Genomic DNA, 13,265 nt, shown 5'->3' with positions numbered 1-13,265 from the left:
GGTGCACTCCGCGGTCCTGCTGATCGAGTTCGGTTCGATCATCCTCGGCCTGGGCCTCCTGGGCCGTTTCGCCGCCCGATTCCGCCTCTCCCCCATCCCGCTCTACCTGCTGGCCGGACTGGCCTTCGGCGAGGGCGGACTGCTGCCCCTGGGCGCGAGCGAGGAGTTCGTGTCCATAGGCGCCGAGATCGGCGTCATCCTCCTGCTGCTGATGCTCGGCCTGGAGTACACGGCCGGTGACCTGGTCACCAACCTCAAGGCGCACTACCCGTCGGGGTTGGTCGACTGCGCGTTCAACGCCCTGCCCGGCGCGGCGGCGGCGCTGCTGCTGGGCTGGGGACCGGTCGCGGCGGTCGTCCTCGCGGGCGTCACCTGGATCTCCTCGTCCGGCGTCATCGCGAAGGTCCTGGGCGACCTGGGCCGGGTCGGCAACCGCGAGACCCCGGTCATCCTCAGCGTCCTGGTCCTGGAGGACCTGGCGATGGCGGTGTACCTGCCCATCGTCACCGCGCTGGTGGCGGGCGCGGGCCTGCTGGCCGGGAGCGTGACCCTGGCGGTGGCCCTGGGCGCGGCGGGCCTGGTCCTGTTCGTCGCGGTCCGCTACGGCCGGCTGATCTCCCGCTTCGTGTCGAGCGACGACCCGGAGAAGCTGCTGCTCGTGGTCCTGGGCCTGACGATCCTGGTCGCCGGTGTGGCCCAGCAGCTCCAGGTCTCGGCGGCGGTGGGCGCGTTCCTGGTCGGCATCGCCCTGTCAGGGGAGGTGGCCGAGGGCGCCCACACCCTGCTGAGCCCCCTGAGGGACCTGTTCGCGGCGGTGTTCTTCGTCTTCTTCGGCCTGCACACCGACCCGGCGAGCATCCCGCCCGTGCTGCTCCCCGCCCTGGCCCTGGCCGTGGTGACGGCGGCGACGAAGATCGCCACCGGCTACTGGGCGGCCCGGCGCGCCGGGATCTCCCCCAAGGGCCGCTGGCGCACGGGCGGCGCGCTGGTGGCCCGCGGCGAGTTCTCGATCGTCATCGCGGGCCTGGCCGTCTCGGCGGGCATCGAACCCTCCCTGGGCCCCCTGGCCACGGCGTACGTCCTCATCCTGGTCATCGTCGGCCCCCTCACGGCCCGCTACACCGAGCCCGTGGCGACCCGACTGGCCACGCGCTTCGGCAACGCGAAGAAGGCACCGGAGAGCGCGTCGAGGGTGGCGGAGGCGTCGGTGGGGCGGGACTGAGCGGGTCGCGTGTAGCGGGCTCAGGTGTCGGTGGGACGGGGCTGAGCGGCTCGCGTGTGGCGGACTTCGGCGTCGGTGGGGCAGGACTGAGCAGTTCGCTTGCACCGGACTTCGGCGTCGGTGGGCCGGGGCTGAGCGGGTCCCTTGTACAAGGCCCGGAGGTCGGCGCAGCCGGGAACCGAGCGGCCCCCTCGTGCCGGGCTCAGGCGTCGATGGGCCGAGGCTGAGGGGTACCGCGCGGCTTTCGTACCGGGCTCAGGCGTCGGCGCGGGCGGGACCGAGAACTCCCCTCCTGCCGAGCTCAGACGTCGGCGAGCCCGGCACCGAGAACTTCCCTCGTACCGGGCCCAGGCGTCAACGCGGGCGGAACCGAGAACTCCCCTCCTGCCGAGCTCAGACGTCGGCGAGCCCGGCACCGAGAACTTCCCTCGTACCGGGCCCAGACGTCACCGAGCCCGGCACCGAGAGCTTCCCTCCTGCCGGCCTCACCCCTCGGCGAGCCCGGCACCGGTCACCCAGCCCTGCCGACGCAGCACGCCCGAGACGTCCGGCGCCTCGTAGTGCTCCCCCTTGAGCACCTTGCCGTCCTCGCGTCGGGCGATCTGTCCGTCGGGGCCCAGCTTGGTCATGTTGGACCGGTGCACCTCGGCGATCACCGCGTCGAGGTCGATGCCGTGGACGAGTGCGGTGCCGTACGCCACGTACACGACGTCGGCCAGCTCGTGCGCCAGCCGGTCCAGCGGCCCGCCGACCGCCACCTCGGCCACCTCCGCGGCCTCCTCCGCCAGCAACCGCCCCCGCTGCGCGGCCAGCTCGGACGGGACCGCCGTAGGAGTACTGCGGGCGTCCAGCCCGAAGGCGAGATGGAAGGCACGGACGAGATCGGCGGGGGATGCGGGAGATGCGGGGGATGAACTCATGCGCCGACTCTAGATGCACCGCGCGCCCCCTTCGCCGCCGTACGGCCGCCGCGGGCAGCCGCCCCTGGCCAGCTCCCCTCGCCCCCTGGCAGGATCACGGGCATGTCCAAGCCGTTCCCGCGCCTCGGCCGCCGCCGAGCGCTCCAGACCGCGGCGGCCGGTGCCGTGGCCCTCGGCCTGCTGCTGTGCTGGCTGCTCCCCCTCGGCGAGGAGCCCCCGAGCGGCACCATCACCTTCAGCACCGGCACCCGGGCAGGCGTCTACCAGAAGTACGGCGACCTGCTGCGCAAGGAGTTCCGCAAGGACATGCCCGACCTGAAGGTGAAGCTCCTGACCAGCGCGGGGTCCCAGGAGAACGTCGAGCGCGTGGCCACCGGCAAGGCCGACTTCACCATCGCCGCGGCCGACGCGGTCGAGACCTACCAGCAGAACCACGGCCGCGGCGCCGACCAGCTGCGCGGAGTGGCCCGCCTCTACGACGACTACGTCCAGCTCGTCGTCCCGGCCGACTCGGACATCCGCAGCGTGGCCGACCTGAAGGGCAAGCGGGTCTCCATCGGTCCCGTCAACTCCGGTGTACGGCTGATAGCGGACCGCGTCCTGAAGGCCGCGGGGCTCGACCCCGGCAAGGACATCCAGCCCCGCGCCGAGGGCATCGACACCGGTCCCAGACTGCTCGGTCACGGACTGGACGCGTTCTTCTGGTCCGGCGGCCTGCCCACCGACGGCCTGAAGCAGCTCGCCGAGCGCTCGGCGTTCCGGTTCGTCCCGATCCCGCCGTCCCTCGTGTCCCGGCTGCACGTCGACGGCTCGGCCACCCGCTACTACCGGGCCACCAACATGCCCGCGTCGGCCTACCCGTCCGTCCAGAACAACACGACCGTGCCGACGATGGCCGTGTCCAACCTGCTCATCACCCGCGAGGACATGGACCCCGAGCTCACCGAGTGGCTGACCCGGACCGTCCTCAAGAGCCGGGACGGCATCGGCCGCCACGTCCACTCCGCCCAGCTCGTCGACGTGCGTACGGCGATCTACACCGACCCGGTGCCCCTGCACGACGGTGCCCGGCGCTACTACCGCTCGGTCAAGCCGTAGGGCGGCTGCGGGGCACCGACACGGTCACCACCAGGCCGTGCGGGTCGTGCGGGCCGTACGCGATCGAACCGCCGCCCGCGGCGAGCAGCGCCCGGGAGATGGACAGGCCGAGCCCGGAGCCCTTGATGTTCTGGTGGCGCCCGCTGCGCCAGAACCGGTCGCCGACGCGGGCGAGTTCCTCTTCGGTGAGTCCGGGGCCGCGGTCGGTGACCACGACCGTGGAGGTGTCGCCGTCGGCGGCCACCGTGACCTCGACGCTCTCGTCCTTCGGCGTGAACTTCAGCGCGTTGTCGATCACCGCGTCGAGGGCGCTGGACAGGGTGACCGGGTCGGCCCAGGCGGTGGTGGGCGGGCAACTCCCCACCAGGCGCACACCCTTGGCCTCGGCGGTGGGGGTCCACGCGGCGACCCGCTCGGCGGTCAGCTCGCCGATGTCGGTGATCCTCAGGTCGGCCTCGGTGTGCTCGGCGAGGGCGAGGTCGAGGAGGTCGTCGAGGACCTGGGCGAGGCGCTTTCCCTCCGCCTGCACCGACGCGATCTCGGTGTTGCCCTCGGGGAGTTCGAAGGCGAGCAGTTCGATGCGCAAGAGCAACGCGGCGAGCGGGTTGCGGAGTTGGTGCGAGGCGTCGGCGACGAAGGCGCGCTGCTGTTCCAGCACGTCCTCGACGTTGTCCGCCATCTCGTTGAACGACCGTGCCAGGCGCTGGAGTTCGGGGGGACCGCCGGCCGCCGCGACCCGGGACTTGAGCCGTCCGGTGGCGATGTCGTGGGTGGTGGCGTCGAGGACCCGTACGGGCCGGAGCACCCAGCCGGTCAGCCGCAGGGCGGCGCCGACGGCCAGCAGCATGGCGGCGAGTTCGCCCGCGAAGATGACGAGCCAGCCGTGCAGGATGCGCGAACGCATCTGGCCGGTGGGCGAGTCGGTGACGACCACCGCGACCACGTCACCGTCCCGGATCACCGGCGACGCGACGACGAGACGGCCCCGCTGCCACGGCCACACCTGCTTCGGGTCCTGACTGCGGCGGCTGAGCAGCGCCTCGCCGAACGCGTCGCGCACCTCGCCCTCGCGGGGCAGGAACCATCCGCGCGGTGCGGTGGCCATCGGCACGTCGCCGTCGTAGAACACCCCGGCGCGGATGCCGTAAACCCTGTAATAGCTGGTGAGTTCGCTCTCCAGCGTCTCCAGGCGCTCGTCCGACGCGTCGGTCACGAACTGCGCCAGTGCGGCGAAGTGCGCCGTGTCGTCGATCCGGTCGACGACGACCTTCTGCTGCTGAGCCGCCGCGACCCCGATGGCGAGCGGTACGCCGAGTGCCAGCAGGACGGCCGCCATCAGCACGATGAGCAACGGAAGAAGCCGAGTCCGCACGCCGCCGCCTACGCCCTGTCCGAGGGCGCGTGAGAACCACCGCTCACGCGGGCACCGGCACCGCCCCGCTCACCCGCGTCCACCGCCTCGCTCCGCACCCTCATCCCACCGGTCCGACCAGCCGGTACCCCACACCCCGCACGGTCTCGATCAGCGCCGGCATCCTCAACTTCGCCCGCAGGGACGCCACATGCACCTCCAGCGTGCGCCCCGTGCCCTCCCAGCTCGTGCGCCAGACCTCGCTGATGATCTGTTCACGCCGGAAGACGACACCGGGGCGCTGGGCGAGGAGGGCGAGCAGGTCGAACTCCTTGCGGGTGAGCTGGACGACCGTACCGCCGACGGTGACCTGACGGGTCGGCAGCTCGATGCGGACCGCGCCGAGGACGAGCGCGGTGTCGACACCGTCCGGGACGTCCTCGTGGGCGGTGCGGCGGCTGACGGCGTGGATACGGGCGAGCAGCTCCCCCGTGTCGTACGGCTTCACCACGTAGTCGTCCGCGCCGAGGTTCAGGCCGTGGATACGGGACCGCACGTCGGAACGGGCGGTCACCATGATCACCGGCGTGCTGGTGCGCTTGCGGATCTTGCCGCACACCTCGTAGCCGTCCTGGTCGGGCAGACCGAGGTCGAGCAGGACGACCCCGAAGCCGTCCACCTCGGGAACCAGCGCCTGGAGGGCCTCCTCGCCACTGCGCGCGTGTGTGACGTCGAAGCCGTGCCGGGCGAGGACCGCGGACAGCGCGGCGGCCACGTGGTTGTCGTCCTCGACGAGGAGAAGTCGCACTCCGGCCCCCTTCGGTCCATCGGACGTACTATCGGAATATGTAGTGGATGGGTACAAACACCCGTGCGCCTGCGCGCGTACGCACCGTGCAGTCATGCTGATGGAAGAGGACGGCGTCAAGTAGCTTCCGGTTGCGCCGCGGTTCCGTTACCCGGCCGATATGCGTACTGCTGACAAGTGCTACGACACGTGTCCGATTGCTATCGGATCGTGATGCTCAGATTCCCCTCAAGACTAATGACGCTGGTCGCATGGGGTTACTACTGTCCTCCGAAACCGAGGAGGACGGAGCCAGAGAGCGATGACCGAAGTATCGGTGGCCAAGGAAGATGTGGCCGCGACCGGCGAACTGGTCGTCCTGAAGAGCGTCAACAAGCATTTCGGCGCGTTGCACGTACTCCAGGACATCGACCTGACGATCGCCCGCGGCGAGGTCGTCGTGGTCATCGGACCCTCAGGGTCCGGAAAGTCCACCCTGTGCCGCACCATCAACCGCCTGGAGACGATCGACACGGGCTCGATCGTCATCGACGGCAAGCCGTTGCCCCAGGAAGGCAAGGAACTGGCCCGCCTGCGCGCCGACGTCGGCATGGTCTTCCAGTCCTTCAACCTGTTCGCGCACAAGACCGTGCTCGAGAACGTGATGCTGGGCCAGATCAAGGTCCGCAAGGCCGACAAGAAGCAGGCCGAGGAGAAGGCGCGCGCCCTGCTGGACCGGGTCGGTGTCGCCACCCAGGCGGACAAGTACCCCGCCCAGCTGTCCGGCGGCCAGCAGCAGCGTGTCGCCATCGCGCGGGCGCTGGCCATGGACCCCAAGGTCATGCTCTTCGACGAGCCCACGTCGGCGCTCGACCCTGAGATGATCAACGAGGTCCTCGAGGTGATGCAGCAGCTCGCCCGCGACGGCATGACGATGATCGTCGTCACGCACGAGATGGGGTTCGCACGATCGGCTGCAAACCGCGTGGTGTTCATGGCGGACGGCCGGATCGTCGAGGAGGCTGCGCCCGACCAGTTCTTCAGCAATCCGCGCAGCGACCGTGCCAAGGACTTCCTGTCGAAGATCCTGCACCACTGACGCGCCACCACTGACGTGCCACCCGGACCGACCACCGACGGCTCTCATCTCTTCACCACCCAAAGGATGTTCACCATGAAGCTCCGCAAGGTCACCGCCGCCTCGGCAGCCGTCCTCGCCCTCGCCCTGTCCGCGACCGCCTGCGGCGGCGACAGCAAGGACGACAGCTCCGACTCCGGTTCCTCCGGTGGTGGCGGCAAGATCAAGATCGGCATCAAGTACGACCAGCCCGGTCTCGGTCTGAAGAAGCCCGACGGGTCGTTCTCCGGCTTCGACGTGGACGTCGCGACCTACGTGGCCAAGCAGCTCGGCTACAACGCGAACCAGATCGACTGGGTCGAGACCAAGAGCGCCGACCGTGAGAACGCGCTCGCCCGCGGCGACGTGAAGTTCATCGCCGCCACCTACTCGATCAACGACGAGCGCAAGAAGAAGGTCGACTTCGCCGGCCCGTACCTGCTGGCCCACCAGGACCTGCTGGTCAAGAAGGACTCCAAGATCAGCGAGGCCACGGACCTCAACGGCGAGAAGCTGTGTTCCGTGACCGGTTCGACCTCGGCGCAGAACGTCAAGGACGACTTCGCCCCGAAGGCCCAGCTGCGTGAGTACTCCGGCTACTCGGAGTGCATCGCCGGTCTCCAGAGCGGCGCCGTCGACGCGCTGACCACGGACGACTCGATCCTCGCGGGCTTCGCCGCCCAGGACAAGTACAAGGGTCAGTTCAAGCTCGCCGGCCTCAAGCTGAGCAACGAGAACTACGGCATCGGCGTGAAGAAGGGCGACACCGCCACCGTCAACAAGATCAACACCGCCCTGGAGAAGATGGTCAGCGACGGCTCCTGGCAGAAGGCGGTCGACGCCAACTTCGGCCCGGCCGGCTACAAGAACGAGCAAGCCCCGAAGATCGGCGTCATCGTCAAGTAACGCAGGGATCCACCGGCGCCCCGCCGCCCGCCGCGATCAGGGCGGCGGCGCGTCGCGCCCCCTCATACCTCCGCCACACACCCGGAAGCGCGGGAGATCGTGTTCGACTTTATTTCAGACTATGACGACCCGAGTCTGTGGGGCGCCTTCTGGATGACGGTGAAGCTGACCTTCTTCTCCGGCATCGGCTCCCTCATCTGGGGGACCCTGCTGGCCGCGATGCGGGTCAGCCCCGTCCCACTGATGCGCGGGTTCGGCACCGCCTACGTCAACATCGTCCGGAACATCCCTCTGACGGTCATCATCGTCTTCACCTCTCTCGGCCTCGCCGACATCTTCCGCATCACGCTGGGCGCGGGCGACGACGTGAAGGTCATGAGCTTCCGGCTGGCCATCCTCGGTTTCATCGCCTACACCGCCGCGTTCGTCTGTGAGGCGATCCGCTCCGGCATCAACACGGTGCCGCTCGGCCAGGCCGAGGCGGCCCGCGCGATCGGGCTCAACTTCAGCCAGACCCTGCGCCTCATCGTGCTGCCGCAGGCCTTCCGCTCGGTCATCGGCCCGCTGGCCAACGTCCTGATCGCGCTGACGAAGAACACCACGGTGGCGGCCGCGATCGGCGTGGCCGAGGCCGCGTACCTGATGAAGACAATGATCGAGAACGAGGCACAGACACTGCTCATCGGCGCGGTCTTCGCCTTCGGTTTCGTGGTGCTGACCCTGCCCACCGGCCTCTTCCTGGGCTGGCTGAGCAAGCGACTGGCGGTGAAGCGATGAGCTCGGTCCTCTACGACACTCCGGGACCCCGCGCCAAACGGCGCAACGTCCTCCTGTCGGTCGTCTTCGTCCTCCTGCTCGCCCTCCTGCTGTGGTGGGTGTGGCGGACGATGGACGACAAGAAGCAGCTGGAGTGGGACCTCTGGCAGCCCTTCACCACGGGCGAGGCCTGGACCACCTACCTGCTGCCCGGTCTGGGCAACACCCTGAAGGCCGCGGCGATCTCCATGGTCATCGCCCTGCCCCTGGGCGCGGTCTTCGGCATCGCGCGGATGTCCGACCACGCCTGGGTGCGCGGTGCGGCCGGCACGGTGGTCGAGTTCTTCCGGGCCATCCCGGTCCTGTTGCTGATGCTGTTCGCCAACGAGCTCTACGTCCGCTCCTCCCTGAACATCAGCAGCGAGGAACGCCCCCTGTACGCCGTCGTCACCGGCCTGGTGCTCTACAACGCCTCGGTGCTCGCCGAGGTCGTCCGGGCCGGCATCCTCTCGCTGCCCCGAGGACAGACGGAGGCGGCCTACGCGGTCGGCCTACGCAAGGGCCAGACGATGACCAACATCCTGCTCCCGCAGGCGGTCACCGCGATGCTGCCGGCGATCGTCAGCCAGCTGGTCGTCATCGTGAAGGACACCGCGCTGGGCGGCGTGATGCTGGGCTTCACCGAGCTGCTCAACGGGCGTCAGACGCTGGCGGCCAACTACGCCAACGTCATCCCCAGCTTCATCGTGGTCGCGATCATCTACATCATCGTGAACTTCATCCTCACCAGCTTCGCGAGCTGGCTGGAGCAGAGGCTGCGGCGCAGCAAGAAGAGCACGGGCGCGGTGCTGGGCGAGGACACGGAGATCAACCCGGCGGCGGTGGGCGGCACCTTCGGGACCGGCGGTGAGGGCGGCGGCCCGAGCGGATTCACCTTCACCGACAAGCCGCCCCGATGATCTGATGCACAGTCAAGTGGCTTGAGGGGCACGGAGGGCAGTGGCATGATCGCCACTGCCCTCCGTCACTTGACGCAAGCACCGGCAATGGGTTGCATACGTTCTGTGATCGTGCACCCTGCTCCAACCTCCTGTTCACATACGTCCCTCGGGACTCCGCCGCGGTCAGGGGGCGCCGCGCCGTGGACCCGGTGATCATCGTCGGAGCGGGGCCCGTCGGGCTCACGCTCGCCCTGGCGCTGGCGCGTCAGGAGGTCCCCTCCGTGATCCTCGACGAGGGACCCGGCAAGGACGAACCCCGCCTGGCCCGCACCGCCGTACTGCACGAGGACACCGCCGCCCTCATGGCCCGGCTGACCGGGGTGCCGCTCGCCGAGCTGGGGGTGCACTGGGCCGGATGGCGGTCCATGCGCCGCAAGCAGGTGATGCGCGAGGTCGAGTTCGCGGAGACCGCGGACGCTCCCCTGCACCTCGCCCAGCACGTCCTGACGAACGCCCTGCGCGCCGCCCTCGCCGGCGAGCGGCTGGTGAGGATCACCGCGGACAGCAGGCTCGACGGCATCGAGCAGGAGCCCTCGGGCGTCACCGCCCACACTCGCGGCCCCAAGGGCACCTGGTGGCGCGGGAGTTACCTGGTCGGCTGCGACGGCCCGCGCTCCACGGTACGCAAGCTCCAGGACATCCGCTTCCCGGGCCGTACGGCGGTGGAGCGCCACGCGGTCGCCGCCCTGCGTACCGAACTCCCTTGGGAGGACCAGGCGTTGCTGCACCGGATGCCGCCGTGGCGGACGTCCGGGGCGTCGGCCGGGGAGGTCACCGCCCGCCCGCTTCCCGACGGGGTGTGGCGCCTGGACTGGCTGCTGCCGCCCGGCAAGGACCTGGTCACACCCGAACTCCTCGTGGCCCGCGTCCGGGAGACCCTGGCGGGCTGGACCGGCGGCCCGACGCCGTCGTACGAACTCCTCGACACCGGGGTCCACACCGTGCACCACCGGCTGGCCCGCCGTTGGCGCGCGGGCCGCGTCTTCCTCGCCGGGGACTCGGCGCACTGCCTCGGGGCGCTCGGCACCCAGGGCCTCGACGAGGGCCTCAGGGACGCCGACAACCTCGCCTGGAAGCTGTCCCTGGCGTGGCACCACGGGGCGCACGAGGCACTTCTCGACAGTTACCAGGCCGAGCGGCGCGCGGCCGTCGCCGGACGGCTGCGCGCGGCCGACCAGGCGCTGCCGCTGCTACGCGGCGGCGGGGGTCTGCGCGCGGTGGTCCCGGGCTCGGGCCGCGGCCATGACGCGTTGCTCACGGACGGTCACCTGGGGCGCGGCCTCCTCGGTGCGCCGGGGGCGTACGCCGACTCACCCCTCGCCCCCCGGCACCTCGAAGGAGAGGTGCCCGTCGACACACCCCCGGGGGCCTCGGTCGCGGATGTCCGGGTCACCGCCGAGGACGGCTCGTTCGTACGCCTGCACGACCGCCTGGGCCGGGGCGCGCTGCTCGTCCTCCTGGTCGCGCCGGGCACCGGGGTGTGGGAGCGAAAGCACTGGGTGACCGCCGGAATCATGCCCCGGCTGGCCGCCGCGGTGACCGCGCTGCCGCACTCCGCCGAGCTGCTGGTGGCCGAGGAGTACCCGGGCGCGGCCCCGCACACGGTCCTTCTCGTACGGCCCGACGGTCACCTGGTGACGGCCCTGAGCGGGGTCCGCCCGGCGGACCTGTACTCGGCGGCGGAGACGGCGCTCGGCGGGCCTCCGGCCAAGGCCGAGGCGAGCGCGGGGGCCGGTTCGCGCTGATGTGCTCACCGTCGCTGTGCGTCCACATAGTGACGGTGAGTTGAAACGGCCGTCGCCGACATGGTGTACTCCGGATCGTGACCGACACCTGTGTGCGCCTGTGGCGGAGGGTCCATATGGACCTCGTCCGCTATGCGGGCTGCGTGTGTCGCCCGTCCTGCTGAATTCGCCTCTTCTCCTTCCCGCGTACCGCCGCTGTGCGGTGGCGCGGTCCCGCGAACTCTTCTCAGGACGGTATCCGTGTCTGTCTCCCCCGCTCTCTCCACCGTCTCGCCGCCCACTCAGGCCGAACTCCTCGACTTCGTACGGCGGACCGCCGCCGACACCGAGCTGATCGACTCCCTGCCGCTCGACCCCGAGGGCCGCACCTGGGTGCGCCTGGAGGGTCCCGGCGGCAGCGAGGCCTGGCTGATCGGCTGGCCGCCCGGCACGGGCACCGGCTGGCACGACCACGCCGAGTCGATCGGCGCGTTCACCACCGCCGCCGGCGAGCTCAAGGAGAACTCCCTCGCCGCCCGGCTGCCCGCCGACGGCTGGAAGACCCTCGAACTCTCCGAGGACGTGGACCGCGAGCGCCGCCTGTCTGCCGGCAAGGGCCGCTCCTTCGGACAGCACCACGTCCACGAAGTCCTCAACGAGTCCACCGACCACCACGCGATCTCCGTCCACGCCTACTACCCGCCCCTCCCCCAGATCCGCCGCTACAGCCGCACGGGCCAGGTCCTGCGCCTGGAGCACGTGGAGCGGCCGGAGGACTGGCAGTGAGCGCGCGGCCTGTCAGCCCTACGACTCAACAGCCGCCCGGCATCGACGAGTTGCTGGAGCGGGTGCGCGCGGGCTACGAGCGGATCGGACCACGGGAGGCGTACGAGGCCGCGCTGACCGGTGCGGCTCTCCTCGTCGACATCCGGTACGCGGCCCTGCGCGAGCGGGACGGGCTGATCCCCGGCGCGCTGGTCGTCGAGCGCAACGAACTGGAGTGGCGCCTCGACCCGCGGGGCAGCCACCGCCTCCCCGAGGCCACGGGCCACGATCTGCGGGTCGTGGTGGTCTGCGACGAGGGCTACGCCTCCAGCCTCGCGGCGGAGTCCCTGCACCGGCTGGGCCTGCACCGGGCACGGATCTGGTGGGCGGCTTCCAGGCGTGGAGGGCGACGGGGCTGCCGGTCGCCATCTGACGCCCGGTGCCGGGTCGTCAGCCGATGCCGGAAGTGCAGTAGAGCGGGGCCGTGTCCGCGGCGGAGTTGGCGACGGCGGCAGCGAACCGGCCGTCCTCGATCGCCGCGAGCCCCTCGTCGGTGCCGTTGACCGTCACGATCCTGACGCCCTCGGCACCGGCCCCGCCGACTCCCTCTCCTCAGTACCCCTCGTCCATCTCAGTACCCCTCGTCGCCGAGGAACTCCGTCTCCTCGCCCTCCCGCTCCAACGCCTGCCGGACCACCCGTAGGGCCATCCCCTCGGAGTACCCCTTGCGCGCGAGCATGCCCGCGAGGCGGCGCAGGCGCTTGTCGCGGTCGAGTCCCCGCGTGGCACGCAGCTTGCGGTCGACGAGTTCCCGAGCCGTCGCCTCCTCCTGATCGGAGTCGAGCTGCGAGACGGCCTCGTCGATGAGCGTGGAGTCGACTCCCTTGGTCCGCAGCTCCTGGGCGAGCGCCCGCCGCGCGAGCCCCCGCCCGTGGTGCCGGGACTCCACCCAGGCCTCCGCGAACGCGCTGTCGTTGATCAGCCCGACCTCCTCGAACCGCGACAGCACCTCCTCCGCGGCCTCGTCCGGGATCTCCCGCTTGCGCAGGGCGTCGGCGAGCTGCTTCCGCGTGCGCGGGGTCCCGGTGAGCAGACGCAGACAGATCGCCCGCGCCCGCTCCACCGGGTCCGCCGGAGGCTCCCCCTTCTCGGCCCTCGACGAGGAGGGACCGCCTCCGTCCTCGGGCGACGGCTCACCGGACGACTCCCCGAAGCCACGCCGACGCTGCCGACGCCCCCGGGAACCGCCCGCGGCACGGGCACCGCTCGCACCACCACGCGATCCCCGGCCGACCGCCCCGGACCCACGCAGCGCCCCTGTATCGCCGTACACCTCACCATCGCGGTACGACTCACCATCGCCGTACGACGGACTGTCGCCGTATGAGGGGCCGCCGCCGTACGACGAGCGGTCGCCGTACGGGGGACCGTCGCCGTCCGCCTCACCGCCACCGGCGGAGCGACCGACCCGGTAGGGCCGACCGTCGCCGTACATCAGCGCACGGCCGAATCCCCCGTCCGTGCCTCCCGTACCGTCCAAGCCGCCCATCGGCCCGTCGCCTTGGCGTCGTCCCGCGCCGCGTCGCGCGGAGCGGCCGTGTCCCCCGTCCGCTCCCTG

General features: G+C 70.7%; 12 protein-coding genes and 2 pseudogenes. 9 read left to right on the top strand and 5 right to left on the bottom strand.

The genetic code is table 11. From position 1 onward, the window contains the following. Position 1: 1 nt before the first annotated feature. Positions 2–1,222, top strand: coding sequence for a cation:proton antiporter (locus G3I78_RS00200; protein ID WP_164420645.1), 1,221 nt, complete (start codon positions 2–4; stop codon positions 1,220–1,222). A gap of 485 nt (positions 1,223–1,707) precedes the next feature. Here G3I78_RS00200 and G3I78_RS00195 read toward each other — a convergent pair whose 3' ends face one another. Then, the gene (locus tag G3I78_RS00195) at positions 1,708–2,142 is read right to left on the bottom strand and encodes a MazG nucleotide pyrophosphohydrolase domain-containing protein (RefSeq protein WP_164420644.1); all 435 of its coding nucleotides are present in this window, start codon (positions 2,140–2,142) and stop codon (positions 1,708–1,710) included. A gap of 102 nt (positions 2,143–2,244) precedes the next feature. Here G3I78_RS00195 and G3I78_RS00190 point away from each other — a divergent pair, with 102 nt between their 5' ends. Continuing rightward, positions 2,245–3,240 (top strand): TAXI family TRAP transporter solute-binding subunit, encoded by a 996-nt coding sequence (locus G3I78_RS00190; RefSeq protein ID WP_164420643.1) that lies wholly within the window; start codon positions 2,245–2,247, stop codon positions 3,238–3,240. Here the strand turns inward: G3I78_RS00190 and G3I78_RS00185 are convergent. Together G3I78_RS00185 and G3I78_RS00180 are read right to left on the bottom strand one after the other, a co-directional pair. Continuing rightward, a complete protein-coding gene (locus G3I78_RS00185) occupies positions 3,230–4,612 on the bottom strand; it encodes a HAMP domain-containing sensor histidine kinase (RefSeq protein WP_164420642.1) in 1,383 nt (460 codons plus the stop codon). The two genes, G3I78_RS00190 and G3I78_RS00185, sit on opposite strands and share 11 nt — an antisense overlap. A gap of 100 nt (positions 4,613–4,712) precedes the next feature. After that, positions 4,713–5,399: a response regulator transcription factor gene (locus G3I78_RS00180; RefSeq protein ID WP_164420641.1), complete on the bottom strand. Its 687-nt coding sequence runs from the start codon at positions 5,397–5,399 to the stop codon at positions 4,713–4,715. A 301-nt stretch (positions 5,400–5,700) separates the two neighbouring features. On the opposite strand from G3I78_RS00180, the gene G3I78_RS00175 reads away from it, so the two are divergent. The 7 genes and pseudogenes from G3I78_RS00175 to G3I78_RS00145 all read left to right on the top strand — a co-directional run bounded on the left by G3I78_RS00175 (position 5,701) and on the right by G3I78_RS00145 (position 12,080). Further along, entirely contained in the window at positions 5,701–6,477 is a 777-nt protein-coding gene (locus G3I78_RS00175) for an amino acid ABC transporter ATP-binding protein (RefSeq protein ID WP_164420640.1), read from the top strand. A 75-nt stretch (positions 6,478–6,552) separates the two neighbouring features. Then, positions 6,553–7,401, top strand: a complete 849-nt coding sequence (locus G3I78_RS00170) for a glutamate ABC transporter substrate-binding protein (RefSeq protein ID WP_164420639.1) — start codon at positions 6,553–6,555, stop codon at positions 7,399–7,401. A gap of 99 nt (positions 7,402–7,500) precedes the next feature. After that, complete coding sequence (locus G3I78_RS00165) at positions 7,501–8,178, top strand: amino acid ABC transporter permease (protein ID WP_164420638.1); 678 nt, start codon at positions 7,501–7,503, stop codon at positions 8,176–8,178. Then, complete coding sequence (locus tag G3I78_RS00160; RefSeq protein WP_164420637.1) at positions 8,175–9,116, top strand: amino acid ABC transporter permease; 942 nt, start codon at positions 8,175–8,177, stop codon at positions 9,114–9,116. Before G3I78_RS00165 ends, G3I78_RS00160 begins: the two co-directional genes overlap by 4 nt. 182 nt (positions 9,117–9,298) lie before the next feature. After that, entirely contained in the window at positions 9,299–10,903 is a 1,605-nt protein-coding gene (locus tag G3I78_RS00155) for an FAD-dependent monooxygenase (protein WP_164420636.1), read from the top strand. A 240-nt stretch (positions 10,904–11,143) separates the two neighbouring features. Continuing rightward, a complete protein-coding gene (locus G3I78_RS00150; protein WP_164420635.1) occupies positions 11,144–11,668 on the top strand; it encodes a cysteine dioxygenase in 525 nt (174 codons plus the stop codon). Further along, positions 11,659–12,080, top strand: a pseudogene (locus tag G3I78_RS00145) (rhodanese-like domain-containing protein). Before G3I78_RS00150 ends, G3I78_RS00145 begins: the two are co-directional and overlap by 10 nt. 59 nt (positions 12,081–12,139) lie before the next feature. Here G3I78_RS00145 and G3I78_RS51605 read toward each other — a convergent pair. Together G3I78_RS51605 and recX are read right to left on the bottom strand one after the other, a co-directional pair. Then, positions 12,140–12,241: pseudogene (locus G3I78_RS51605) on the bottom strand (sugar ABC transporter substrate-binding protein); the annotation flags it as partial. Positions 12,242–12,278: 37 nt separating this feature from the next. Next, positions 12,279–13,196, bottom strand: coding sequence for a recombination regulator RecX (gene recX, locus G3I78_RS00135; RefSeq protein ID WP_239157586.1), 918 nt, complete (start codon positions 13,194–13,196; stop codon positions 12,279–12,281). Positions 13,197–13,265: the final 69 nt, after the last annotated feature.

The organism is Streptomyces sp. SID13726, assembly GCF_010548375.1.
Lineage (GTDB): Bacteria > Actinomycetota > Actinomycetes > Streptomycetales > Streptomycetaceae > Streptomyces.
This window is presented reverse-complemented; position numbering and strand designations above follow the sequence as displayed.

Bases quoted from the DNA above. Each gene is read 5' to 3' on its own strand.
- G3I78_RS00195 (WP_164420644.1), bottom strand. From the start codon at position 2,142: ATGAGTTCATCCCCCGCATCTCCCGCATCCCCCGCCGATCTCGTCCGT.
- G3I78_RS00190 (WP_164420643.1), top strand. From the start codon at position 2,245: ATGTCCAAGCCGTTCCCGCGCCTCGGCCGCCGCCGAGCGCTCCAGACC.
- G3I78_RS00175 (WP_164420640.1), top strand. From the start codon at position 5,701: ATGACCGAAGTATCGGTGGCCAAGGAAGATGTGGCCGCGACCGGCGAA.
- G3I78_RS00170 (WP_164420639.1), top strand. From the start codon at position 6,553: ATGAAGCTCCGCAAGGTCACCGCCGCCTCGGCAGCCGTCCTCGCCCTC.
- G3I78_RS00160 (WP_164420637.1), top strand. From the start codon at position 8,175: ATGAGCTCGGTCCTCTACGACACTCCGGGACCCCGCGCCAAACGGCGC.
- recX (WP_239157586.1), bottom strand. From the start codon at position 13,196: ATGGGCGGCTTGGACGGTACGGGAGGCACGGACGGGGGATTCGGCCGT.